The organism is Jatrophihabitans lederbergiae, assembly GCF_031845305.1.
Taxonomy (GTDB): Bacteria; Actinomycetota; Actinomycetes; order Mycobacteriales; family Jatrophihabitantaceae; genus Jatrophihabitans_A; species Jatrophihabitans_A lederbergiae.
The window spans coordinates 1-25,560 of record NZ_JAVREH010000048.1 but is presented as its reverse complement, the minus strand read 5'-3'; the positions used below and the strand labels follow the sequence as shown (position 1 = coordinate 25,560).

At 66.3% G+C, this 25,560-nt stretch carries 19 protein-coding genes and 3 pseudogenes; 10 read left to right on the top strand and 12 right to left on the bottom strand.

Annotation, left to right across the window (positions count from 1 at the left end):
* Positions 1–260: 260 nt before the first annotated feature.
* Positions 261–536: an aldo-keto reductase family protein gene (locus RM423_RS20265; RefSeq protein ID WP_311424859.1), complete on the top strand. Its 276-nt coding sequence runs from the start codon at positions 261–263 to the stop codon at positions 534–536.
* A 127-nt stretch (positions 537–663) separates the two neighbouring features.
* On the opposite strand, the gene RM423_RS20260 is transcribed toward RM423_RS20265, so the two are convergent.
* From RM423_RS20260 to RM423_RS20245, 4 genes are all read right to left on the bottom strand, one after another.
* Entirely contained in the window at positions 664–2,670 is a 2,007-nt protein-coding gene (locus RM423_RS20260; RefSeq protein WP_311424858.1) for an amylo-alpha-1,6-glucosidase, read from the bottom strand.
* On the bottom strand, positions 2,667–3,815 hold the full coding sequence (locus RM423_RS20255) for a glycosyltransferase (protein ID WP_311424857.1): 1,149 nt from the start codon (positions 3,813–3,815) through the stop codon (positions 2,667–2,669). The genes RM423_RS20260 and RM423_RS20255 overlap by 4 nt, the downstream gene beginning before the upstream one ends.
* Before the next feature lie 195 nt (positions 3,816–4,010).
* Positions 4,011–5,501 (bottom strand): MFS transporter, encoded by a 1,491-nt coding sequence (locus tag RM423_RS20250; protein WP_311424856.1) that lies wholly within the window; start codon positions 5,499–5,501, stop codon positions 4,011–4,013.
* A gap of 419 nt (positions 5,502–5,920) precedes the next feature.
* Complete coding sequence (locus RM423_RS20245) at positions 5,921–6,982, bottom strand: sodium:calcium antiporter (RefSeq protein WP_311424855.1); 1,062 nt, start codon at positions 6,980–6,982, stop codon at positions 5,921–5,923.
* A 309-nt stretch (positions 6,983–7,291) separates the two neighbouring features.
* Here RM423_RS20245 and RM423_RS20240 point away from each other — a divergent pair, with 309 nt between their 5' ends.
* The 5 genes and pseudogenes from RM423_RS20240 to RM423_RS25915 all read left to right on the top strand — a co-directional run.
* Entirely contained in the window at positions 7,292–8,056 is a 765-nt protein-coding gene (locus tag RM423_RS20240) for a hypothetical protein (RefSeq protein WP_311424854.1), read from the top strand.
* 792 nt (positions 8,057–8,848) lie between these two features.
* Entirely contained in the window at positions 8,849–9,376 is a 528-nt protein-coding gene (locus RM423_RS20235) for a MarR family winged helix-turn-helix transcriptional regulator (protein ID WP_311424853.1), read from the top strand.
* Positions 9,377–9,433: 57 nt separating this feature from the next.
* Positions 9,434–9,580 (top strand): annotated as a pseudogene (locus RM423_RS26290) (IS30 family transposase); the annotation flags it as partial.
* 306 nt (positions 9,581–9,886) lie between these two features.
* The gene (locus RM423_RS20225; protein WP_311424852.1) at positions 9,887–10,399 is read left to right on the top strand and encodes a hemerythrin domain-containing protein; all 513 of its coding nucleotides are present in this window, start codon (positions 9,887–9,889) and stop codon (positions 10,397–10,399) included.
* A 363-nt stretch (positions 10,400–10,762) separates the two neighbouring features.
* Positions 10,763–10,861, top strand: a pseudogene (locus RM423_RS25915) (MarR family transcriptional regulator); the annotation flags it as partial.
* A 104-nt stretch (positions 10,862–10,965) separates the two neighbouring features.
* Here the strand turns inward: RM423_RS25915 and RM423_RS20220 are convergent.
* From RM423_RS20220 to RM423_RS20180, 8 genes and pseudogenes are all read right to left on the bottom strand, one after another.
* Entirely contained in the window at positions 10,966–12,438 is a 1,473-nt protein-coding gene (locus tag RM423_RS20220) for a sugar porter family MFS transporter (RefSeq protein ID WP_311424851.1), read from the bottom strand.
* Positions 12,439–12,621: 183 nt separating this feature from the next.
* Positions 12,622–15,551: pseudogene (locus RM423_RS20215) on the bottom strand (FAD-binding and (Fe-S)-binding domain-containing protein).
* A gap of 7 nt (positions 15,552–15,558) precedes the next feature.
* On the bottom strand, positions 15,559–15,903 hold the full coding sequence (locus tag RM423_RS20205) for an STAS domain-containing protein (protein ID WP_311424848.1): 345 nt from the start codon (positions 15,901–15,903) through the stop codon (positions 15,559–15,561).
* An 18-nt stretch (positions 15,904–15,921) separates the two neighbouring features.
* Positions 15,922–17,019 carry an enolase C-terminal domain-like protein gene (locus RM423_RS20200; protein ID WP_311424847.1) on the bottom strand — a complete coding sequence of 366 codons (1,098 nt, stop codon included), beginning with the start codon at positions 17,017–17,019 and terminating at the stop codon, positions 15,922–15,924.
* Positions 17,016–18,689 (bottom strand): GMC family oxidoreductase, encoded by a 1,674-nt coding sequence (locus tag RM423_RS20195; RefSeq protein ID WP_311424846.1) that lies wholly within the window; start codon positions 18,687–18,689, stop codon positions 17,016–17,018. The genes RM423_RS20200 and RM423_RS20195 overlap by 4 nt, the downstream gene beginning before the upstream one ends.
* Positions 18,689–19,399: a gluconate 2-dehydrogenase subunit 3 family protein gene (locus tag RM423_RS20190; RefSeq protein WP_311424845.1), complete on the bottom strand. Its 711-nt coding sequence runs from the start codon at positions 19,397–19,399 to the stop codon at positions 18,689–18,691. Before RM423_RS20190 ends, RM423_RS20195 begins: the two co-directional genes overlap by 1 nt.
* Entirely contained in the window at positions 19,399–19,884 is a 486-nt protein-coding gene (locus RM423_RS20185) for a hypothetical protein (RefSeq protein WP_311424844.1), read from the bottom strand. The genes RM423_RS20190 and RM423_RS20185 overlap by 1 nt, the downstream gene beginning before the upstream one ends.
* A gap of 1 nt (position 19,885) precedes the next feature.
* Positions 19,886–21,682, bottom strand: coding sequence for a thiamine pyrophosphate-requiring protein (locus tag RM423_RS20180; RefSeq protein WP_311424843.1), 1,797 nt, complete (start codon positions 21,680–21,682; stop codon positions 19,886–19,888).
* A gap of 293 nt (positions 21,683–21,975) precedes the next feature.
* Between RM423_RS20180 and RM423_RS20175 the strand changes: the two genes are divergently transcribed.
* The 4 genes from RM423_RS20175 to RM423_RS20160 form a co-directional block, all read left to right on the top strand.
* Positions 21,976–22,980 carry an SDR family oxidoreductase gene (locus tag RM423_RS20175; RefSeq protein WP_311424842.1) on the top strand — a complete coding sequence of 335 codons (1,005 nt, stop codon included), beginning with the start codon at positions 21,976–21,978 and terminating at the stop codon, positions 22,978–22,980.
* On the top strand, positions 22,980–23,378 hold the full coding sequence (locus RM423_RS20170) for a hypothetical protein (RefSeq protein ID WP_311424841.1): 399 nt from the start codon (positions 22,980–22,982) through the stop codon (positions 23,376–23,378). The genes RM423_RS20175 and RM423_RS20170 overlap by 1 nt, the downstream gene beginning before the upstream one ends.
* Entirely contained in the window at positions 23,375–25,198 is a 1,824-nt protein-coding gene (locus RM423_RS20165) for a glycoside hydrolase family 15 protein (RefSeq protein WP_311424840.1), read from the top strand. The genes RM423_RS20170 and RM423_RS20165 overlap by 4 nt, the downstream gene beginning before the upstream one ends.
* A 172-nt stretch (positions 25,199–25,370) precedes the next feature.
* On the top strand, positions 25,371–25,560 hold a 190-nt coding region (locus tag RM423_RS20160; RefSeq protein WP_311424839.1), incomplete at its 3' end, for a hypothetical protein.

The window sequence follows — 25,560 nt, the reverse complement described above, 5'->3', positions numbered from 1 at the left end:
TCATCGCCCAAATGGACGCCGAGGCCTACGCCCGCAAGGACCATCCGCCCCGCGACACCGAATTCGTCATCAGCCCGATCGGCCCAGCCAACCAACACGACAACGACCCGGAACGCGCACAATAATCGCCATCGCAGCAGGGCTTTCGATCAACGCCATACAGCACGGGCGCCGCGACGGCGCGCCGGCGGATGCCGTGGTCATCGACGTAGGCCCCAACGGCCTCGTCGCCGCCAACAACGCGGACCGCCGGTAACGCCATGCACCCTGACGTCGGCGCGACCGGGCTGTCCCAGGGTAGCGTCGATACCATCCTGCGCGCGCACACCGTGCACCGATCAGCGACATTGAGATCGAGTAATCGCTGGTCTGCCGCGGAATCGAGGAGGAGATCGCGGCCCACCTGCCGGGAGCTGCGTACAGGCGTCGTCGCCGCGGACGACGCGCTGTCCTGCGGGCTGCTCAGCAGCGGCTGGGCGGCCGCGCCGGCCGGCGACGAATGCCGGCGCACGGCCTGCGGTTCCAAGGGCACCTGACCCGCAACCTCGCTTTGGTCGAGCAGTTGCGGACCGCCGCGATGAGAGGGGCAGGCGTACCGCTCTCGGTCGTGGATGTCGATGTGGTGGATCGGTAACCGAGGACCTCAGAATGCTGCGAGTGTGTTTAGGAAGTGCTCGATACGTCTGATCGGCCCCACTTGCCCGGGATACCGTGAAGTTGGATTCGACCCAGGCGCGGGGGGACGTGGGGATCGGCCGTGCATCGATTGGTGTCGGGTTGCAGGCCGAGGAGTACGCGTAGTAGCAGCAGTGGCGTCCCGGTTGCCCAGGCTTGCGGAGTGCACGCGCTGGGGTATTCCACGGGCGCTCCGGTCATGGCGCGCGGGAACCCGGCGAATGTTTCGGGCAACCGGTGCGAGAAGTACGGTGCTGTCTCGAGGATGGCGGTGGCGATCCGGCCGGCTTCCTCCCAACGGCCGTAGCGGGCTAGACCCGCGGCGATGAGCGAGTTGTCATGCGGCCAGACGGTGCCGTTGTGGTACTCGATCGGATTGTAGACCGCCTCGTTGTCCGCGAGGGTCCGCACGCCCCACCCGGAGAACAGTGCCTCACCCATCAGGTGGTCGACTACGTCGGTGAGGTGGTCCTCGCTGACGAGGCCGCTCCATAGCAGCTGGCCCATGTTCGAACTCAGTGTCGGGACCTGTTGCTTGTCTCCGTCCAGGGCAAGGGCGAAAAATGCTCCGTCGGCGACCCAGAAGTCGTGATTGAACCGCTTCTTGAGGTCTGCTGCCTTTTGCTCGAGGCGCTCGGCGAGTTCGGTGTCGTCCCACACTGTGCGGGCCAGGCGGGCACAGCGTAGCCACGCGTCGTAGACGTAACCCTGCAGCTCGCAGGTCGCTCGAGGTTCGCTGGCCAGCTGACCGTCCGGGTGGACGATCGAGTTCCAGGAGTCTTTCCAGCACTGGTTGTCCAGCCCGGTCTCGGTATTGCGGCGTTGGTATTCTTGATAGCCGTCGCCGTCACGGTCGCCATAGTCATCGATCCAGCGCAGGGCCGCGCGAGCGGAGGGCTCCAACTCGCGCGCGAGCGCATCGTCGCCGCTCCACCGCTGATATTCATCGAGGACGATCAGGAATAGCGGTGTCGCGTCGGCCGAACCGTAGTAGGGAGATTGAGGCCGTTCATGAAAGTAGGTCATCTCTCCGAAGCGCAGCTCGTGCAGGATCTTGCCCGGTTCGGCGTCACGGAAGTCATCGTGTTCGGTGGCCTGTCGGGCGGCAAGGGCCCGTAGCGTGGTGGCCGCCAGTTCCGGAACGAACGGCAGCGCTTGATAGCTGGTGATGAGGCTGTCGCGGCCGAACAGGGCCATGAACCAGGGAAGTCCAGCGGCGGGCAGAGACGCGGCACCTGGCACGGTGTCGGGGTAGAACCGCAATGCGGCCAGGTCATCCACGCTGCGCTGATAGGTGTGACGCAGGTCGTCCCAGTCGCATTCCAGCTGCGGCGCGTGCTCACGCCACTCACCTAGGGATTCGGCCATGTTCGGCGTGGTAGCAGTCTTGGGTTCGTGATGCTGTCCGTCTGCGACCATGCGAACTTCGATGTCGCTCTGCCAGCTGTGGTGCGCGGGGAGGTGAAGCCGGAACGCGAGTGACTGGTCGGTACAGAACGCGTCGCGGGCCAGGATGTGGGTCTCACGCCTGAAGTCGCCTCGGGTGTAACACAGCCGGACCCCATCAGCCTCGACGTGGCGATCCACGGTTCCCTTGTTCGGCAGCCCGTCTTTGACGGCGAAGATATCGGCGAAGTCGGCGTCGAACAGAATGCTCAGCTCGACGTAAACGCTGTCCATACCGTTGTTGGTCAGTTGCAACTGCTCGCGCATGCCATCACCGACGCGACGGCTGCGGATGATCGACAGGGTCGGATTCGTGTAGACCGTACCGGTGCCCGGAACCAGGAAGAAAACCGCCTGATCGTATCCCGGAGTGTCACCGGAAAGCGCGTCAGTCGGTCGTCCGTTTAACCTCAGCTGCCACCGCGACAGGTGGCGGGTGTCCCGGAAAAACAGGCCCAGCACCTGGGCGGGGGCATCGGCCATGTCGCCCTGGGTGTCGCTGACCGCGAAGCTGCTGCCGTCCAAGACTCGGACGCTGGGCGGCTTCACCGTCCTACTCCGTTCGGTGGTGATGTCAGCCTGCCTACTGGGGGGATGGACGTACCGAAGTCGGTCGCCATGATCCTCCGATGGGGTTCAGCGATCACCGCCCGCTCCACATCGGCTGCGCGGTGGGCAGCACGAGTGAGGAGCTCCGCATACAGGCTGAGATGCTCATCGACCATCCGCTGTTGGCTGAATCGTTCTTGGGCCGCTCTCCGGCAGGTCCGCCGGTCCAACTGGGATACCTCACCCAGCCGGGCGACCATCTGGGCTTCGTTCTGACACAGAAACCCGGTTTTGTTATGGTCGACGATCTCGGGGGCCGAGCCAAGAGGATATGTCAGCACCGGCGTGCCACAGGCTAGCGCCTCGATCATGACCAGACCGAACGGTTCGGGCCAGCAGATCGGGTTGAGCAACGCCGCGGCGGCGCCGAGTAGCTCGGCCTTGGCCGGCCCGGCGACCTCTCCAATAAACTGCACCTTGTTGGTGAGTAACGGCTTGACCTGTGTCTCGAAATACGCGCGTTCGCTCGGTGCGCGCATCTTTGCAGCGATCAGCAGCCGCACACCCGCGGCGAGGGCAATCAGCGCCGCCTCGCGCACCCCTTTGTCGGCGCACATGCGCCCCAGGAACAGATAGAAACCACCCTGGCCCTCCCCCATCGGATACTGCGTTGGGTCAACTCCGTGGTGAATAATCCGCGTGACCGGAATATTGCCCGCGGTAGCCGCATGCGATATCGCGACAATCGCGGCGGATTTGGCTGCGTCTCGGTAAATGACGGTCAGGTCCTCGGTGAACGGACCATGGTTCGTCGTCACCACCGGCATGGTGGTGACGGTCCGAGCGTAAGCGGGACCGGACAAGGTGTGGTCGTGAACGATGTCAGCACCCCAGTCGCGCACTGCCGCATATGCCCCGATCACGTGCGCCAACTCCACCCCGACTTCACCGATCAAATCCGGGACCGCGTCTGGCCGAGTCCACCGTCGATCTACCGGGCAGCTGCTGTCCCCGGTCGTGAACAGCATCACCTCATGACCAGCTTGTTTCACCCCCCGCGCCAGCCGGTCGATCACGACTTCTGAGCCGCCATAGGCCGGTGGGGGCACAGGCAGCCACGGCGCAGCTACATAGGCGATACGCATTGAAACCTCCGACCAGCACTACGGCGGGATTCAGTCATCAAGTCATTCTTGCGCTGTTTCCCACGGAGCGCAATAGTTGCGACAGAGCACGCTTCGACCTGATTCATCGGCGACTGTCACACCGGAGGACCGGGGTGCGCAACCGCGACCCACACGCGTTGATGCTCGTCAGCGCTACTGCAGTTGGCGCTGGAGTTACCGGTCTGGCTCGGAAGCCAGGGCGGTGGCGACGTCAGCCGGGTAAGTCCGCTGCGCGAGGAGCATGATCAGCCCCGCGGCGGCAAGTGCGGTAAGCATGATGAGGAACGTTCGGTCCAGGCCAGTGGCGCGCACTTGAACGGAACCGGTGGGCTCGCCCAGTGCTGAGCGTTGGCCGCCGAGTTGTGTGGATACGTAGCCGAAGACGAGAGGTGCGGAGGCAGTGAAGGCCGCCCGGAGTGCGGTTCGGATGGCTTCGGCGCGCCCCCGCAACGCCGCGGGCATGATGTCGAGCCGGGCGGCGTCTATGGGCGGGTTCGATCCGCCCAGCGCTGCCGCGGCGAGGAAGATCAACAGTGCTGCGATCAGCAGCGACGTGGTGAGCAGCGCCGGCAGTAGCAGCGCAGCCGTGAGAAGGAAACAGATGGCACCGACGAGCACCCGCCCGGTCAGACAGCGGTGGCGGATCAATCGGTCCGCGATCCGGCCGGCAATCAGCACGCCGAGCAGGGAGCCGGCGCCGAGCAGTACGAGCAGGGTGCTGGCCAGGGATTGTCCGAGGCCGAAGCGAGCGCGGAGGAACACCACGGCGAAGGTTTGCAGCCCGGTGAGGAAGAAGTAGCCGAGGGCTGAGGAGATGATCAGCACGACATTGGTGCGCACGCGCAGTACAAAAGAGGTCGCCTGCCACAGGCTCAGGCGCGCCGGGTCGGCCCGCAGCACCAGACCGGCTCGCGTGGGGATGCCCTGCTCCTGGACCTCCCGCTCAACCAGGTCATCGTCGCTTCCCGCGGTCGGAGCACTTCGATCGGCGTGCCCGGCAGCGTCCGGGGCAGCCGAGACGCCGGTGGTTGCGGTTCGGGTGCCCGTCGCGGCCGGGAACAGCTGACCGTGTCCGCCGCGTTGCGGCTCGGGCAGCAGCCGTCGAATCGCGACCGCGAGGATGAGGCCTGGGACGGCCAGCACCCAGAATGAGTAGCGCCACGACAGTGCCGCGGCTACATTGCCGGAAACCAGGTAGCCCGTGCCGGTACCGACTAGCTCGCCGGCGAGGATGTATCCGTAAACCCGGCCTCGTTCGGCGGCGGGAAACATGTCACCGGTCAACGAGGCCACCGCGGGTCCGGCGGTGGCCACGACCGCACCGAGCGCCAGCCGGCTGATCAACAGCATCACGAAGGAGGTCGATGCCCCGTTGACAACCATTGCCGCCGACCAAATCAGGATGCTGACCCACAGCAGGCGAGTGCGGTTGGTCCGGTCGACGAGGACACCAACCGGCAACGCCGCGAGCGCGCCAACGCCGGTGGACACGGTGACCAACAATCCGATCTGGATATTGCCGACGTGCAGCGATCGCTCGAGTTCGGTGGCTACTGCGCCCACGGTTGCGCTGTCGGCGCTGTTGAGGCCGAGCACGCATGCCAACAGCACTATGACCCGCAACCGCAGCTGACCACCGACCGCTACAGCGAGCCGATCCTCCACGTGTCGGCGAAACCGGCGGCGTAACCCGAGCGCTGCCGCATACGTGCGGCGGGCGACGGAGGTTCGTAGGCGGCCGACTGAGGGGGGGCCGTTACCAATTCGACGGTGCCGGCCAGGGTGGGTGGCCCGATCGCGGCCCCGAGATGGACTGTTCATTGACATCGACTGTTCATTGACGTGGTCGTTCGGTGGGGCCGTCATGATCTGGGAAGGCAGGCTGTTGGTGCCGAGCGGGATGATCGGGTCGACGCAGACACCTACCGGAGGCGACGACCAACACCCCCAAGCAGCGCCATGGGCATGAGGCCCGTCCTGGATGCGCCAGCGTCGCCACGGCGTGTCGGTTCGGCTGGGTGCGACGCTCGCAGTTGGGGTTCACTTCGGGTCGGCCGAGGATCTTCTGGTCGAGTGTGCCGGGATCATTGCAAGCTGATCAAGCCGATGACGCCAAGGATGTAAAGAGCGATTACGGCGAGGGAGTCGATGCCCATCCGCAGAATCTGGCGCTGAGGTCGAAAGACGAGACCGGCCAGATAGATGAGGGTCAGCAGACCACCGAGCGCGGTCAGGTAGATGTCGCTGGTTTGGGCGTGCGGCAGCACCGCCTTCCCGCTGATCAGCGTGACGAGAAGGAACAAGACCGGCAGGAACGCATTGCCACCGAAGATGTCGCCCATCGCCAGCTTGTAGTCTCCGCTGCGTGCGGCGGTGAGCCCGGTCGACAGTTCCGGCAAGGACGTCGCGGCAGCCAGGACCGTCGCGCCGAACAGAATACCCGAAAGTCCCAGGTTACCGAAGAAGGATTCGCCGCTGCGCTCGATGGTGACACCGGCGATCAGCGTCAACAGAGCAGCGATACCGAACACGGTGGCGGCCTTGATGGTGCTGATGTGGCGTGCGGTCGCGTCATGTTCTTTGGCGGTTCGGGCGTGGCCGCGCGGCTTCTCTTGGCTGCCGGGTGCTTCTCCGCTGTCTCCCCAGGGCAGTTGGCTGCCGGGACCACCGATGAGTTTGAGTCCGATGACCCAGAAAATGACGATTATTACCGGTCCGGGTGTCAGTCGCAGAGCTATCAAATGCGCCGGCAGCTGCGTCCCCGCGATGACTACCATCAGCACCGCGATGACAAGGGCGGCTTCCAGCACAAGCGTCAGGCTCGCGGCCATGTAGGTCAGTGGTTTGCCGGATCGGACTCCGAAGGCGTCCAGCGCTACCAGGACCACGGTTTGCAGCGCGATTCCGCCTAGCAAGTTGCCGACGGCAATTTCGACGTGTCCGGACAGGGCAGCGCTTACGGTGATCGCGATTTCGGGGAGGTTGGTGGCCACGGCGAGCAGCACAACCCCACCGAGGGCTTTCCCGAGGTGGAGTCGTTCAGCCAGCACGTCGGTGTAGTCGGACAGCTTGGTGCCTGCTCCCCAAATCACCGCAGCCGAAGCCACAAAGATAATGAGCAGCAGGAAAGATGGGAACGAGGACATCCGGACTCTCCCTGAGCGTGGCGGGTAGCATGGACGGCGAGCGGGCGGCGGAGCCGACTGGCGAGGGGATGAGCCGGACTCCTACGACCAACCATCACCGCTGCCCCTCTTGTTTACTCGCAACGGTTGCGAATTGCAATAGTTGGGTGGAGACTCCGACCGTGCCTCGAGCGGTCCTACAACCTTCACCCTGACGCGCGCACGGCCCCGGGTGTGGGGAGCGTCCGGCCCGCGATTCGAGCCAATCTCGCTCACTCCATCGAGCGGTAACACATCATGCTCTGCACCACTCATGCGACCGGAGTGAAGATGGTCCCCAATGACGACCATGCCGCCGAGCCGGCGGTTAGCCGCCTCAAGGGCATGCCCGTACACAGACGGTCGCCGCAGAGCAACACCGGCCGACGCGGGCTAGTCCGCGCGCCGGCGGCCGCGGCCACGGTTGTGGCCGCGGCGATCTACGGACTGCTACCCGACACGCTGATCATCGGTCCCCGGCTCGTGGTGCCATGCCTAGAGATCGGCCTCATCCTCGCAGTGATGGTTACCAACCCTCACCGTTCCGCTCATCACTCCCGACGGTCTCGGCTGATGTCGCTTGCTCTGATCCTGCTGATCGCGCTGACCAACCTCGTATCCCTCGTCCTGCTCATCGGCCAGCTCATCGCCAGCTCCACCGGCCACGGCCGGCTTCTGCTCCTAGCAGCAGGCCAGGTCTGGATCACCAACGTCATCGTGTTCGCAGCCGCCTACTGGGAACTGGACCGAGGCGGCCCAGTAGCGCGGACCCGAACAGACCGACGCCACCTGGCGCTGGCCGACTTCCGATTCACCCAAGACGAAGATGCCGACACCGCGCCCGAGGTGGAAGCGGGATCAAGTCAGCGCAGCGACTGGGTGCCATCCTTCGTCGACTACCTGTACGTCTCGTTGACCAACTCATCCGCCTTCAGCCCAACCGACACCATGCCGCTTTCCCCCCGGGCGAAGATCCTCATGGGCGTGCAGGCAACCGCAGCTCTTGTGACATCCGTCCTCGTGATCGCCAAAGGCATCAGCGGACTCAGCAAATAGCCACACGCGGCCCTCGCCGAGCCACTCCGCATTGGAGGTCGAACACCTGAGGGCCGCCGGGCCTAACGGTATTTGCGGGTTGTTACGGTCGACGCTGACCTCTGTGTCAGACCGGGAGCCACGCTGGCTGGTCCGCAGATCGCCGGCCGGTGCCACGTCCTCAACTCGGCGAATGCCGACGGGCTCGTGCATCACGCGTCACGTCGCGTCGCAGCTCTCGCAGCTGGGAGCAACGACGGGCCTCGACCATCTTGCAGGCAGCACTTGCGTTAGCGCAACCAGTGCATGTAAAACAGTATCGAGAGCGATGACGCTCCGGCGAGGAAGCCGTCAACAGGACCGGACCTGCAGTGCTGAACTCCGAACGGTGGCGGCGCCTCGTCCCGATCGCATTCATCACCTACTCCTTCGCGTACCTCGACCGCTCGGACTATTCGATCGGCTCCGTGGGGGGTCCGACCAACCACTTACATATCACCTCTACGCAGCCTCGCTTGCTCGGCGGCCTATTCTTGATCGGATATTTTCTGTTCCAGGTACCGGCGGGGATGTTCGCGGAGCGCCGTAGCGTCAAGTCATTGCTGTTTTGATCGCTAGGAGAGTCCGGCTACTCCTGCACTGCGGCGTCACCTGGCAAACTCAGCAACCAGCACCACTCCGAGGCCGGATACCACGTTTGGCTGCGTAGAGCCCAATTGCGTCAGAGCGGTCAGGCCGGAAGCGTGTTCGCCCTTCCGATCCTGGCCGTTCAGCCTGACCGTCCCGGTTCCCGCGCAGGCAATCGTTGCGTTGATGCACATGTTCGATTATGATGTCTGCGTGCCTTCACCGAGAACGCAGACGTCAGCGTCGGACCCCGCGCTGACTCGTCAGGTCGACGCGGTCATGGCGGCCGCGCGGGTTTTAGTGGCGGTTGTGGCCAGTTCCCTGGCCGTGGTCGAGGATCAGGTTTCTCTGCCGCAGCTCCGAGTGTTGGTGATGTTGGCAACGCACGGTCCCCTCAATCTCGTGGCCGTGGCCGATGCGTTAGGGGTGCACCCGTCCAATGCGACTCGCACCGTAGAACGTCTGGTCGTGGCTGAGCTGGTCGACCGTCGCGAAGTTCCGACGGACCGGCGCAATGTATCTCTCACGCTGACCCGTAACGGGCAGGCCTTGGTCGACTCCGTGTTCGAACACCGGCGTGCCGCTATTGAATCGGTTGTTGAGCGGATGCCGGAAACGAAGAGACGGGCGTTACCGAACGCGTTGGAATCGTTCGCCGACGCTGCCGGTGAGGTGCCCGAGCACCCTGCCGGAGATGGGCAATGGACTCGCTGATATGTGCGGCAGACGATCTGAGCGCGCACAGAGAACGATTCTGTGACCGGCGAGACGCTCGCTGCCAAGATAAGGACACTCCCCCAGTCGCTGACCTGGGACCAGGGTCCACAGATGCGGGACTGGGCCGAGTAGCCATCGATGCCGACATCGCCCTCTACTTCTGCGACCCGCGCTCACTGTGGCAGCGCGGCACCAATGAAACTTCAAGGGCGTGGCCCAGCAGTACTTTCCGACCGCAGCATGTACAGCAGCCAAGACCTCGACTGGTCGCCCACGAACTCGACGATCGACCCCGCGAACGACTAGCGTTGAAGAAGCGGACCCAACTGATCGGCAACCTCCTCACGGAGACAGGGCACTGGCCCTTACCACAACGACGTCCCGATCCGACCATCAGCCCGCGCCGGGCGGATGCAGCAAGGTGAAGCCACGCAAAGTGGTCCATTACGCTGCTGGGCTTGTCACCCGTAGCGCCCGCTCGGGGAACCGATTGATCAAGGAGCACCCATGGACATCACCGAGTTGATTCTGTTCCAGCACCATGAGCAGCGACGGATGTTCGCGTTGCTTGATGACATCGATCGTGGTGACACCGACAAGCTCGCCGCGGTGTGGGCCCGCTTGACGATTCTGCTGGAGGTCCATGCCGAAGCGGAGGAGAAGTACTTCTACCCTCGGCTGCTGACGATCGGTACCGGAGCGGGCGGCGAAGACAGCGCAGGCAGCGAGACCCAGGATGCCATCAAAGATCACAACGACATCCGGGATGCAGTCGCTGAGGCTGGCACGCACGCTGCGGGGAGCGACAAGTGGTGGACGGCCGTGATCAACGCGCGGATCGCGAACAGCGACCACATGGCTGAGGAGGAACGCGAAGACCTCGCCGACTTCCGTCAGCACGCCGACCTGCAGATCCGCCACGATATCGCCGTCGAGTTCGTCGCCTACGAGGCGCAGCACGCCGGAGGGATTCGGATCCAGAACAAGGATCCCCAAGACTACGTAGACGAGCACACCTGACCGATGAGTGACCGTCGGCTTACCGGTCAAGTCATACACCGACCGCCGAAATGATCCTTCCGCCCGCTGCCGGCGAACTGGCCGTGAGCACTCCCTCCGGCCGCATCAGCGCGAGCCGCTATCCGTAATGGCGTATCGGCCTCAGCATCCCGCAGTTCACCCATGGCGGCGATCATTGCGGTTTTGCATGTTGCCCGCGCGCCTGCGGTCAATCTCGCAAAGGTTACGGCCGGGAGCCGTCGAGCTGTACACGTAGCAAAAGTTTGCGTGGACGCACATATAGTTTAGATTCAGCGCGCGTGTCGCCACGCGAGACAGGGACGCCCACACCACACTTAGCTAATTCAACAGCTCGACGCGGTGATGACCGCCGAGCGGATGTTGGTGACGGTGGTGGCCAGATCGGTGGCCGCGGTCGAGGATCAGGTCTCGCTCCCCCAGCTGCGAATCCTCGTCATGCTCGTCCGGCCGCGCCGGTCCTTGTGTCGGCGGTACTCCACGCCTGACAGGTATCCGAGAGCCGTCGACATCACCGGCTGCGGCGGTCGACGGGAGGTGCTGACGAGTCAGGAGTCGCCTCGGTGTTTGCCGGTTAGGTCATGATTGTGGCGAGCGTGCCGCTGGCCTTCGGTGGTGGCAGCGTCCTGACCGTTACCCTCCTCGTCGCGCCCCGCCGCCAGGTCGTTCTGTATGTCTTCCAGGCTGCGGTCCTTGGTTTCAGGCACCTTGGCGGCGAAGAACGCGAACGCGATGATCGAGATTCCCGCGTATAGGAAGAACGTGCCCTCGCGGCTGATGGCGCTGGCCAGTGACAAGAACGTGGCGGCGACCAGGAAGTTGGCGCCCCAGTTGGCGACGGTGGACGCAGCCATCGCTTTGCTCTTGATGCCGGTGGGGTAGATCTCGGAGATCATCAGCCAGAAGACGGGACCAAGACCGATGGCGAACGACGCGATGTAGATGAGTAGTGCTAGGAGGGCGACGTAGCCCGCCTGGTGTTGCACGGTCGAGGAGGTGAAGTAGATGCCGAGCAGGATGAGGGAGAGGGTCAGTCCGACGGTGCCGGTGAGCAGTAGCTTACGGCGGCCGAGGCGGTCCAGCAGCAGCACCGCGACCGTGGTGAAGACGACGTTGGTGATGCCCACGAAGACTGTCTGGGTGATCGAACTGCTGGCCGACAGCCCGGTTTGGGACAGAATAGTCGGCGCGTAGTAGATGACAGTGTTGATGCCGACGAACTGTTGGAACACCGCGAGCCCGATACCGACCACGAGTAGCGGACGGATCTGTGGTCTCGCCAAGTCCTTGGTGCGCGTGCCTCGTTCCTCTCGGCTTGCTTTCTTGATTTCCTCGAGTTCCTCGTCGACGTCAGCGTCGGGATCATCCGAGCGCAGTCGTTGCAGAACCTTCCGGGCTTCGTCGTCGCGGCCGTGCTCGGCTAGCCAGCGCGGCGTATGCGGGACGGTGAGCATGCCGACGGCGAGCGCTGCGCCGGGGATGACGGCCACTCCAAGCATCCACCGCCAGTTGTTGTCCACTCCTTTTAAGAGGAAGTCGACGATGTAGGCGATGAGGATGCCGGCGGTGACGGCGAGTTGGTTGAATGACACTAAGCCGCCACGAACCCGCGGAGGCGAGACCTCGGAGATGTAGAGGGGGGCGACGAAGGACGCGGTCCCGACCGAGATGCCGAGCAAGAACCGGAAACCGATCAGCATCGGCACGTTGACTGCGAACGCGCAGCCCAACGCACCGACGACGTAGAGGGATCCCGAGAGCACCTTGGTCCACTTGCGGCTGATCGCGTCGGCGAGGTAGCCCGACAGGACGGCGCCGATCACGGCTCCGAGCAGGAGCGTCGAGACGATGGCCTGCTGCGCGAACTTGCCGGCGTGCAGGTCGCCCTTGATGTAGAGCAGGGCACCAGAGATCACGCCGGTGTCGTAGCCGAACAGCAGCCCGCCGATGGCGGCGATGATGGTGATCCGCAGAAGCAGCCCATTGCCGCTTCGCCGCATATCGGTGATGAAGGATGTCATGATGGCTACTCCTCGCCAGTGGGTTTGAAAGCGGCCCGGGTTGGACCGGTGGCGCCGAAGGTGACACCCCAGCTGTGCTGTGCGGTGCCGGCCCGTGAAAGCAGCGGGAATGACCGGCTCCCTGGTGGCGCGGTCGGCGTGGGCCAGGTCGCGTCGCTGTGGACTGCGAGACCCTCCCTACATTTATGGGTCGTTGGAGGTGAGCGCGGCATGCAGGGCTTGCGCGAGATGGATAGGCCTCGTTGCGATGTCGGATTGGCTGATTTGGGTGCGGCAGCTGAAACCGTCGGCCAGGATCAGGGCGTCGGGCGGAGCGGTCCGCAGCGCCGGGAACAAGACGCGCTCGGCGCAGGCTTGACTGATGTCGTAATGGCCCGCGGTGAAGCCGAAGTTGCCGGCTAGGCCGCAGCATCCGGAGTCGAGCACGTCGGCGCGGATACCGGCGCGTTCCATGAGCGTGGCGTCGGCGTCGGCACCTAGGACGGCGTGCTGATGGCAATGCCGCTGTACGACCGCCTGACGTCCGACCGTGGGCGGTTGCCAGCCCGGGTTGCGCTCGGTCAGCAGTTCGGCCAGGGTGAGGGTTTGGCGTTGTAGCCGGACGACGTCGTGATCGCCAGGAAATAACTCGGCCGCATCCGAGCGGAACACAGTAGTGCAGCTGGGTTCCAATCCGACGATAAGTCCACCGACCCGCACGTGCGCGGCGAGGGCGTTAACCGTGCGGCGCAGTATCCGTTTGGCCGTGGAGAGTTGGCCGGTGCTGATCCAGGTCAGCCCGCAGCATAGGCCGGGTGGGGGTAGCAGGACGCGCCAGCCGGCGTCTTCGAGCAGCCCGATAGCGGCCTGTCCGACGGCGGGACTGAGGTAGTTGGTGAAGGTGTCGGGCCACAGCAAGACTGGCCCGCGGTGGCCGACGCCGCGAGGCCCGCGGAGCCGGTACCAGTCGCGCAGTGTGGTGGCGGCCAGCCGGGGGATCTGTCGCCGCGGGTCAATGCCGGCGGCTGTGGCGGCGGCCCGATGCAGGCCCGGGGCGCCGGTGACGGCATTGATGAGTGGGCTGGCGTGCAACGTGTCGGAGGCGTGGAGCAGGGCGGGTAGCCAGCCCATTGATAGGTCGGAGCGGTGGCGGCGCCATTGGCGTCCGGCGTAGTAGTGGGCGAGGAATTCAGCCTTGTAGGTGGCCATGTCGACGTTGACCGGGCAGTCGCCCTTGCAGCCTTTGCAGGACAGGCACAGGTCGAGGGAATCTTTGACGGCGTCGCTGCGCCAGCCGTCGGTGATGGGGCTGTCGGGGTGACCGTTGAGCATCTCGAACAGCAGTCGCGCGCGGCCGCGGGTGGAGTGCTCCTCCTCGCGGGTGGCCATGTAGGACGGGCACATCACTCCGCCGGCGTCGTGGCGGCATTTTCCGACCCCGACGCATCGTCCGACGGCGCGGCTGAAGCTGCCGTCATCCTCGGGATAGGCGAACTGCAGCTGCCCGTGGGTGCGTGGATGCCAGTGCGGGCCGAGCCGCAGGTCGGTGTCCAGCGCGCGGGGGGCGGTGATCTTCCCGGGGTTCATCCGGTTGCGGGGGTCGAAGATGGCTTTGAATCCGGCGAAGGCCTCGATCAGGGCGGGACTGAACATGCGCGGGAGGAGTTCGCCGCGGCCTTGCCCGTCGCCGTGTTCACCGGAGAGGGACCCGCCGTAGGAGACGACGAGGTCTGCGGCCTGCTCCAGGAAGCGTCGTGAAGCGGTGGTTCCGTCGGCGGTGTCGAGGTCGAACGGGATGCGGGTGTGGATGCAGGCTTGCCCGAAGTGCCCGTACAGCGCGGGGCGGCCGTAGCCGGATCGTTCGCAGAGGGCGTGCAGGTCGCGCAGGTAGTCAGCGAGTCGGTCGGGGGCGACGGCGGAGTCTTCCCAGCCGGGCCACGCGTCACGGGTGCCGGGGCTGCGGGCGGCGGTGCCGAGGCCGGCTTCGCGGACCTGCCACAGGGCGTCCTCCCGGGCCGGATCGTCCAGGACGCTGATCGTCGGGGCTTGCGGTGTGCGGGCGAGGGCCCCGACGAGATCGTGCGCCTGCTGGGCTGCCGCTTGGGCCGTGTCGGCGCCGAACTGCGCCAGCAGCCACCCGGCCCCGTCGGGTAGCTCCGGGAGAGCGTCGGTGTTGATGTGTTTGCGTCGTTCGGCGTGGATCAGTGCGTCGTCCATGCCTTCCAGCGCGATGGGGTCGCTGACCTGCAGCACCTGCTGGACGGCGGCGGCGGCTTGGTAGATGTCGGGGTAGCCGAGCACGACCAGGGACCGTTGGGAAAGCACGGGCAGCAGCTGCAGTTCCGCGCGCAACACGGTTACGCAGGTGGATTCGCTGCCGACCAGGGCCCGGGCGATGTGGAACCCGTTTTCGGGCAGCAGGCTGTCAAGGTTGTAGCCCGATACGCGACGCGGGATTTTCGGATATCCGATGCGGATCTCGGCCAGATTCATGTCGCGCAGCGTCCGCAGCGACCGATAGAGTTTTCAGCTATGCTCCCGCCCTGGGCCAGGATGCGGTCGTACTCCGCATCGGCGGTTTCCCCCACCCAGAGCCTGGTGCCGTCGTAGAGCAGGATCTCCAGCCGCGAGACGTTGTTCACGACCTTGCCGGTGCGTTGGGCGGTCGCCCCGCAGGAGTTGTTGCCGATCATCCCGCCGAGCGTGCAATGGTCGTGGGTGGCTGGTTCGGGTCCGAAACGCAGCCCCGTGCTGCGGAGTCGCTGATTGAGGGTGTCCAGTACGATCCCGGGTTCGACGACGCAGGTGCGGGCGCCGACGTCCACGTCCAGCAGACGGTCGCAGTATTTCGACCAGTCCAGTACAACAGCCGCGTTGGTGGCTTGCCCGGCCAAGCTGGTGCCTCCGCCCCGGGAAAACATCGGCACATCCAGCCGAGCGCAGACCGATACCGCCGTGACCGCCGCGTCAATGGTGCGGGGGATGACGACGCCGATGGGCACCTGCCGGTAGTTGGAAGCGTCGGTGGAGTAGGCCGCGCGGCTGCCGGCATCGAAGCGGACCTCGCCATCCACTTCAGCAGTGAGGGCGTCACGAAGCTCGTCAGCGGAGACAGTGGCGGCCGGCGTGGGCATCGGGTCCTCAACAGCCTTGTTCGCTGAGCAGGGAGCGGGCAGCTACCTGTCCACGTTCGAGCGCGTCCCGGACCGAGGGGCGAGCGTTGATGATGGTGAGCTCTCCGCAGTGGGTGCTGAGGCTGTGCTGCAGGGCGACCAGCAGTGTCACTCCGGCGTGGTCGACGCTGGACAACTCGGCCAAGTCGAGCGTGACGTGGTAGTGACCGGCGCGAAGTAGGACATCGATGGTGCCCCACAGCAGGTCGACGGTGAGCAGGTCCAGCTCGCCGCCTGCGTGCGCCGTGGAGGTGGCGACGTCGGCGTTGGCCGCGAACGTCGAGTGCCAGTTTGGTAGCTCATGCTCCTTCATGGAGCGCCTCCTGCGAACTCATCCGGTGCACCACTGCTCGGCCTCTGGGCGGATGCTCATTCCGTGCCCGGGTGTGCTGGTGTCGGGGTGCAGCGCTCCGCCCCGCACCTGGGGCAGCCCGTCTACCAGCAGTGGTTCCAGACGGGCGTGGTCGACGAACCATTCGACGTGGCGCAGGTTGGGTACGGCGGCGGCCACGCACGCGTGCAGCGAGGGTGCGCAGTGCGCGGAGACTTGCAGGTTCTGCGATTGGGCGAGGGCGGCGCCGCGTAGCCAGCCGGTGTAGCCGCCGCAGCGGGTTGCGTCCAACTGCAGGCAGTCCACGGTGGGCAGTAACGCCCGGACGTCGTAGAGATCGGCGGCGTACTCCCCCGCGGCGACGTCACAACGCAACGCCGTCCGTACGGTTGCCAACCCGGCGGTGTCGTCGCTGCTGACGGGCTCTTCGAACCAGACCACGCCGAGGTCATCGAGGGCGGCGCCGACGCGGCGGGCCTGACCCGTGCTGTACCCGCCGTTGGCGTCCACCATCAGGTGCACCTCGTCTCCGGCGTACTTTCGAAGTTCACCCACTCGGGCGAGGTCGCGGGTGATGCGGGTTCCCCAGGCTTGCCCGATCTTGATTTTCATGGCGGTGCAGCCGACCGACTGCCACCAGCCGACTTGTTCCTCGAGTTGGGCCTCGGACAGGGTGGTGAACCCGCCGGAACCGTAGATCGGCACCTCGCTGCGGCACTGACCCAGCAGGGCCGAGATCGGGAGGTTCAGCAGCCGCGCTTTGAGGTCCCACCAGGCCATGTCCACGGCGCTGATGGCCTGCATGACCAGGCCCTTGGTGCCCAGGTTGCGGCAGGCGCGGTGCATCGCCGCCCAGCCCCTCGTGATGTCGTAGGCGTCGCGGTCGCGAACCACGTCTGCGAGCGTGTCGTGGATGACCGTTGCCGCAGCGCTGCTGGAGTAAGTCCAACCCAGTCCGGTGTGCCCGCCGGCCTTGAGCATCACGGTGACGGCGGTGGTCGCATCCCACTGCAGGGTGCCGTCGGCTTCAGGCTCGGGTGTGGGAAAGGTGTAGACGGCGCTCGTCACGGCCGTGATTGGTGGGCCGATGCCGCTCATGATGCCTCCATCTGTGCCTCGGTGAGTCCTCGCCGGGCGTGGGTGATGAGCCGGTCCGCGGCCCGGGCGGCAAGGGCCATGATGGTGAGTGCGGGGTTGGCTGAGCCTTGGGTGGGCAGGGTGCTGCCGTCGACGAGGTAGAGGTTGGGGACGTCGAAGACGCGGTGGTTGCGGTCTACGACGCCGTCCTCGACCCGGGCGGCCATCCGGGCGCCGCCGACGAGGTGGGCGTAGCGGTTGATCGTCATAACGTCGGACGCCCCGGCGCTTTTGAGGATCGCCTCCATCGACGCGGTCGCAGCCTTGGTGAGCTGCCGGTCGTTGTCGCATTGGCTGTAGGAGAAGTGCGCGACGGGCAGACCATGGCGGTCTTTCTCGTCGGCGAGGGTGACCCGGTTGTCGGCTTGCGGGAGGTACTCGCACAGCGCGCCCAGGGTGGCCCAGTGGACATAGTCACGCATGTACTCGCGCAGCGGTGCCCCCCAATGGCCTTGGGCGGTGACGTGTTCGGCCCAGGTGATCGGCAGCGGGCTGACGGTCTGGATCGACCAGCCGCGCTTGTAGGGCTTGCTCGGGTCGGTTTCGTAGAAGTCCTCGGAGGACACCTCCGGCGGGGGCGCCTTATACATGCGGATCTCGTCATCGAAGCGGCCCGCGGTCTGCGGGGCGCCTTGGACCATCAGGTAGCGCCCGACCTGGTCGTGGTCGTTGCCGAGCCCATGCGAGTAACGGGCGGTAGCCGAGAGCAGCAGCAGCCGGGGGGTTTCGATGGAGTAACCGGCCACGGCGACCGCGCGGGCGCGCTGGTAGTGCTCCCGGCCGGCGTGCACGTAGTTGACGCCGGTCACCATGCCGGTGCGGTCATCGACGACGACGCGAGTGACCATGCTGTCGGCGCGGATCTCGGCGCCGTGCGCCAGGGCATCCGGGATGTGGGTGATCAGGGGGCTGGCCTTGGCGTTAACCTTGCAGCCCTGCAGGCAGAAGCCGCGGTAGATGCAGTGCGGCCGGTTGCCGAAGCGCCCATTGGGAATCGCGACCGGCCCGACCCGGGCGCCGATGCCGGCGGCTTTCGCGCCGCGCAGGAAGATGTCGCCGTTGCCGCCGACGGGGTGTGCGTGGTGGGGGTAGGTGTGCGGATCGCCCCACGGCCAATCCTGCCCAGCGACCGGTAATTCTTGCTCGATCGCCTCATAGAACGGTTTGAGGTCGGCGTAGTGGATCGGCCAGTCCGCGCCCACACCGTCAGTGCTGAACGTGGCGAAGTCCGACGGGTGGAAGCGGGGTGTGTAGCCGGCGTAGTGAACCATTGATCCGCCAACCCCCCGACCAGAGTTGTTGGACCCGAGCGGCACTGGGTCAGTGCCGCCGATCTGACGTGGTTCGGTCCAGTACAGGGTGTGCGAGCCTCGTTCGTCGGAGACCCAATCGGTGTCGGGGTTCCAGAACGGCCCGGCGTCCAGGCACACGATGCGCCATCCGGCGCGGGCCAGGCGTTGGGTGAGGACGCTGCCGCCAGCGCCGGCGCCGACGACGACGAGGTCGACCTCGTCGTCGTCGGCGTAGCGGCGCATGTCGGCTCGCAGCTGATGGTTGGTTCGGGTGCCGTCGTTGGGGATGAGCCAGGCCGAGTCGTTGCGGGCCCGGATGTCGCGGTAATTGCTCCTCATCAGCGTTCGTCCTCGAGGTGCAGCCGGGCGTGCTCGGCGCGGGCGCGTTCCACCCGCTGGGCGAAGGACACCGGGTCAGCGTCGTGATGGTCGGCCACCTCCCACCGCTCGCGGGCGTTGACGCCGGGGTTGAGGTAGCCACGGGGGTAGGCGGGGCCGGGAAAGCCGATCTCGTTCCAGGCCCACGGGTGGGAGTAGAACGCGGTGCAGGCGTAGCGGGTCCACAAGCTCCAGACATGGGTCCCCGACCAGTCACGCCAGGAACCGCCGCCGCTCGCCGCATCCTGAACGGCCTGCAGCAGGATCGCCTGCTCACCGGGGGGCAGCTGCGCGAATCCACGACCCGAATGGCGGTCCACAGCGTTCTGGTCGAGGCCGGCAAGGGTGTCGCGCCAGGCCTGCCCGTCCTGGGGCATCTCGTCGTAGTGCCAGCCGTCGGTCTCGCCCGCGGCCAGGCGGACATCGATCAGCGCCAGCACCGGAACGCGGGGGTCCTTGTCCTGGTGCAGGAGGAGATCCAGCAGGGGTTCGGCGATGCCGACCTCATGCGGTGTGAAGAACGCCAGTTCGCCCGGCAGCGCCAGCCGTGCGAGCACGACACCGGCGGTGACGTCGTCCCACGCATCGACCGAGTCGAGGACGTCGAAGCCTGGGTACCGGCCTCGGCCTTGGGGAGTGACCGCTCGCTGGCTGGGGCTGCGATAAGGCATCAGGCACCGTCCGCCCGATCGCCCTGCGGGGGACGGCCCTCACGGCGCAGCACCGCCGCGAGCAGGCCCATGCCACCGACCAGGGAGGCGAGCAGCGGCGCGAACGCCGGGGGGCCGGCTTCGATGTTGTAGCGGGTGATGCCGCCCGGGCGTTGGGAGATCCCCCGCCAGTGCAGGTAGGTGCCTTGCAGGCCGTTGGCGACGATCGCGGCCGAGGCGAGCGGAAGCACGGTGTGGGCGGCGCGACGGGAGAACACCGACGCGATCCCGGCTGGGATGGCGGCGGGGACGACGACGATGGGCCACCACATCATCTTGTTGCCGAAGCTCGCGCCGTCGTGGGAGAGGTAGATCTCGCCGGCGGTGACGGCGGCACCGGCCGCGGTAAGCGCGGACATGGTGCGTTCGAAGCGGCCGGTACGCACGTCGCGCAGGGCCGTCTGCGCCTGCTCGAGAGGTGCCGTACGGCGGACTAGTCGCGGCATTTCAGTCGCCTTCCTTGTGGCCCGGCAGGTACTGCTGGACCTTCTGCTTGACGCCCTGCCTGACGAAGCCCCAGGTGTCCTCGTCACCGTGCAATACGGCGCCGGCGAGGGACTTGACCTGCTCGAAGGTGGCGTGGGGCGGGATCGGCGGCACGTTGGGGTCGCAACGGATGTCGAGCACGGTCGGCCGGTCCGCCGCCAGGGCCTGCGCCCAGGCAGGGCCGACGGCGTCGGTGGTCTCGACGTTGATGCCGCCGAGGCCCAGGCTTCGAGCGAACGCGGCGAAGTCGACGTCGGGCAGCGTCTGTGATTCGGCGAACTTCGGTGCCCCTTCCATCGCCCGCATCTCCCACGTGACCTGGTTGAGGTCGTTGTTGTGCAGGATCGCCACGATAAGCCGCGGGTCGGTCCACTGCTGCCAGTAGTGGGCGACGGTGATCAGTTCGGCCATGCCGTTCATCTGCATTGCCCCGTCACCGACGAGGGCGATGGTAGGACGATCGGAGTGCGCCCATTTCGCGCCGATGACATAAGGCACTCCAGGGCCCATGGTCGCCAGCGTCCCGGAGAGTGAGCCGCGGACGTCGCCGGTGAAACGCAGGTGCCGGGCGTACCAGTTGGCGGCGCTGCCCGAGTCCGAGGCCACGATGGCGTTGGAAGGAAGTCGCTCGGACAACTCGTGGAAGATTCGCATCGGATTGATCGGATCGGCGTCGGTCATCGCCCGCCGCTGCACGGTGTTCCACCAGTCCGCGACGTTGCTTTCGATCTCCTGACGCCAGCCGCGGTCGACTTTGCGTTGCAGCAGCGGTATAAGCGCCTGCAACGTCGTCTTGGCATCACCGACGAGGTTGAGCTCGTAGGGGTAACGCATGCCGATCCACTTGCCGGAGCGGTCGATCTGGATGGCACGGGCCTGGCCGAACTCAGGCATGAACTGGGTGTAGGGAAAGTTCGAGCCAACTGTGAGCAGCGTGTCGCAGTCCATCATCATCTTGTACGACGGGATCGTGCCGAGTAGGCCGATCGAGCCGGTGACCCAGGACAGGTCATCAGGCAGCACGTCCTTACCCAGCAGCGCCTTCGCCGCGCCGGCGCCCAGGAGATCCGCGACGTGGCTCAACTCCTCGACACAGCCCCGGGCTCCTTGACCGACCAGCATCGCCACCTTCTCGCCCGCGTTGAGGAGGTCAGCCGCCTGCCGTACCGCGCCGTCATCGGGCCGCTGGGTGGTAGTGCTGATACCGAGGCTGGAGGGCACCTGCTTGAACGCGTGCTGCGGCGCTTCGTAGGGCAGCTCAAGCACATCGGAGGGAAAGATCAGACACGTGGGGGCGTGCTCGGTGAGCGCGACGCGGATCGCCCGGTCGAGCAGATTCGGCAGCTGCTGCGGCACGGTGCACATCTGGACGTAGTCGGAACAGACGTCCTTGAACAGGCTCAGCAGGTCGATCTCCTGTTGGTAGGAGCCACCCATCGCCGAACGCGCGGTCTGTCCCACAATTGCCACGACAGGGACGTGGTCCAGCTTGGCGTCATAGAGTCCGTTGAGAAGATGCACCGCTCCGGGCCCGCTGGTCGCCGCACAGACCGCGACGTTGCCGGAGAACTTGGCGTAGCCGACAGCCTCGAAAGCGGCCATCTCCTCGTGCCGCGCCTGGACGAACTGCGGCTTGTCGTCGGCTCTGCCCCACGCGGCCAGCAGGCCGTTGATACCGTCACCGGGATAGCCGAAGACTTGGTGGATGTTCCAGTCCCGCAACCGCGAGAGCAGGACGTCTGCGACGGTATCAGCCACTAGACAGCTCCTTGTTGAGGTGGGCGCGCATGCCTTCCAGCGTTTGACGGGGTCCTGGCGTGGGGACTACGGAGTTCCGGCCTCTGTTGGCCGGCCGCTGCGTGCGCCGGGGCCCATATAAAAGTGTTTACTCGCAATACTTGCTAGATGCAAGAGTTCGCGGCAGGCTGGGGCCTGTGCGGGCATTGACCTTGACGGGCAAGGGTCGTCAAGGTCGGTCGGGAGGTCACGCGGCAGCGCCTGGCAGTGTTGGAACCAATGCTGGAGACAACCAAGGAAGAGGAGTAATTCTGATGCCCAGAACAGTAGTGGTGACCGGCGCGAGCGGGGGGATCGGCAGGGCCACCGCGGTGGCGTTCGGCCGCCGGGGCGACACCGTCGCGCTGCTGGCGCGTGGCGAGACCGGCCTGGCCGCGGCCGCCGCCGATGTGGAGGCGGCGGGAGGCCACGCGCTGGTGATCCCTGCTGATGTCGCGGACTCCGATCAGGTATTCGCCGCAGCTCAGCAGGTGGAAGACCAGGTCGGGCCCGTCGACGTGTGGGTGAACGTGGCGTTCACATCGGTGTTCGCGCCCTTCGACTCGATCCAGCCGGAGGAGTACCGGCGCGTCACCGAAGTCAGCTACCTCGGTTACGTCTACGCCACCATGGCCGCCCTGAAACACATGAAGCCACGCGACCGCGGCACCATCGTCCAGGTCGGCTCTGCACTGGCCTACCGCGGGATTCCGCTGCAGAGCCCGTACTGCGGCGCCAAGCACGCGATCCAGGGCTTCCACGAGGCACTGCGCTGCGAATTGCTCCACGAGAAGAGCAACGTGCATGTGACGATGGTGCAGATGCCCGCGGTCAATACCCCGCAGTTCTCGTGGGTGCTGTCCCGGCTCCCGCACCACGCCCAGCCCGTCCCGCCGATCTACCAGCCGGAGTTCGCCGCCCGTGGCGTCCTGCACGCCGCCGACCACCCGAAGCGACGAGAATACTGGGTCGGCGCCAGCACCATGGGCACCCTCGCCGCCAACGCGATTGCTCCCGGCCTCCTCGATCGCTACCTGGCGCGCACCGGCTTCAAGTCCCAGCAAATGCAACAGCGGCAGGATCCGGACGCGCCGGTCAACCTGTGGGAGCCTGCCGACGGGCCTAGCGGGAAAGACTTCGGAGCCCACGGCATCTTCGACGAGAAGTCCCACAATAGGGACCCGCAGCTGTGGGCCTCACAGCACCACGGTGCACTGGCCGCCCTCACCGGCGCCGGGGCAATGCTTGCCGGCGCCACCGTCTGGCGGCGGCACCGCTGATGACCTCGACAACAGCGCTCACCACCGCAGTCGGACTTCAGCACACACCCGCCAGGACACTCGCAGCAGCGCAGTGCGGGGCCGGCACGGTGCTGCTGACCCGACCGCGCTCGGTCGCGAGCGCGGTCAGTGGCCAAGGAGCGCAGCCCGCGGCGTGGCTGGTGCAGCTGCTCGGCGCGCGCCTGCTCATCCAGGGCGTCGTGCTGCTGCTGCGTCCCAGCCGCCGCACCGCCCTTGCCGGGGCAGCCGTCGACGCGGCGCACTGCCTGAGCATGCTCGCCGCAGCGGAAGTCAGCCGCCCTCATCGTCGTGCCGCGCTGATCAGCGCCGTCGCTGCGGCGGCATCCGCGCTCGCGGCAGTCCGGCTGCCGATCGCCGCGTCGAGGGTCCGCGCATGACCGATCGCCGACCGCCCACGCCGGACCGTTCGTCGACCGTGGCTGTACGTCCCACTCAGGCGAGCTTCCCGCCGCACGTGCTGCGCGAGTACGCGTTGCTCGCCGACGGCGAGCGAGGAGCTGTCCTCGGGCCCGCCGGAGACATCGTCTGGATGTGCGCGCCGCGCTGGGACAGCGACGCCGTATTCACCGCCCTGATCGGCGGCCGCGGTGGGTACAGCATCACCCCGGTTGGGCGGCACGTCTGGGGTGGCTATTACGAAGAAGGCTCGATGATCTGGCGTAACCGGTGGATCACCGACGTCGGCGCGGTGGAATGCCGCGACGCCCTCGCCTATCCGGCCGATCCGCACCGGGCCGTCCTGCTGCGCCGGCTGGAAGCGCTGCACGCGCCGGCCACGATCATCGTCTCGCTGGAGCCGCGCGCCGGCTACGACGAGCATCCCCTTCTCGACGCCCATCGGGTCGACGGTGTCTGGACCGGCCGCACAGGCCGATTGTGGCTGCGCTGGACCGGGGCCCCGAAAGCACATCGCCGCGGCAACGGGGAGGTCCTCACTTTCCAGCTGCACCTGGAGCCCGGTCAGCATCACGATCTCGTCCTGGAATTGAGCGATCAGACCCTCACCGACGAGCCGATCGAACCCGACGCGGCATGGCGCGCGACCGAGGCCGCCTGGCGTGACGCCGTCCCCGCATTCGAAGGCGGCCTGAGCCGGCGCGACACCCGCCGCAGTTACGCCGTGCTGCGCGGGCTGACCAGCACCGGTGGCGGCATGGTCGCGGCAGCTACCACCAGCCTGCCCGAACGAGCCGAAGCCGGTCGCAACTACGACTATCGCTATGTCTGGATACGGGACCAGTGCTATGCCGGACAGGCCGTTGCCGCCGCAGGGCCACATCCGCTGCTGGACGACGCGGTCGACTTCGTCGCTGATCGGCTGCTGGAGCACGGCGATCACCTGGCGCCCGCGTACACCGTCACCGGCGACCCGGTGCCGGACCAGCACCATCTTGACCTGCCCGGATATCCCGGCGGGTACGACATCGTCGGCAACTGGGTCAATCAACAATTCCAGCTCGATGCCTACGGCGAGGCGTTGCTGCTGTTCGCCGCCGCCGCGCGCCACGACCGCCTGGACACCCGGCACTGGGACGCTGCCGTTGCTGCCGCCGGGGCCATCGGTCGCAGGTGGAAGGAACCCGACGCCGGCATCTGGGAAATCGACAACCGTCCCTGGACGCACAGCCGCCTCACCGCCGCGGCCGGGCTGCGTGCCATCGCAGCGGCGCACCCGGCACCCGCCCAAGGAGCTCACTGGCTGACGCTGGCCGACCACATCGTCGCCGACACCTCTGCTCATGCACTTCACCCGGACGGGCACTGGCAACGCTCCCCCGACGACCCGGCTCTCGACGCCGCGCTGCTACTGCCGGGACTGCGCGGCGCCGTCCCGGCCGACGATCCCCGCACAGTGGCCACGCTGCGGGCATACCTGCGTGACCTGACCTGTGACGGATACGCCTACCGGTTCCGTCATGACCAACGACCGCTGGGTGAAGCCGAAGGGTCATTCCTACTGTGCGGGTTCCTCGTGGCGCTGAGCCTGCACCAACAGGGCGACGCCGTGGAGGCCCGTGCGTGGTACGAGCGAACCCGTGCGGCCTGCGGGCCACCGCAACTCTTCAGCGAGGAGTACGACGCAGACCAACATCAGATGCGGGGGAATCTGCCCCAGGCATTCGTGCACGCCCTCGCCATCGAAACCGCCACCCGGCTCGGTCGCGGCGACCAGAAGAAGGACAACACCAACGCGTGAGGGACTGGACCTGCGCGACACCGAGAGCGTCCCAGCCTCGATCTCACTCTGGACCTTCCAATTGCAGTATGCAAGAGTGGATGGCAATCAGCGGACAGCATCCGTCCGGAGTGGTTGACGCGTCGGCGCGGTACTGCCGCGTTACGCGTGATAGAGATGGCGAGGGACTGTCATGAACCTCAGGCGTTCGTTCCTGGGTTGGCCGGTGCTACGCCAGGCAGCCGGTTCCGACCGGCTGGGCAGGGGCTCGGCTGTCAGCTCACCTCGTACCACCGATTACACCGCCCGCACCGAGACGGCGGACCGAGTCGTGGGCAGCGTGTGTCCTTACTGCGCTGTCGGATGCGCGCAGAAGGTCTACG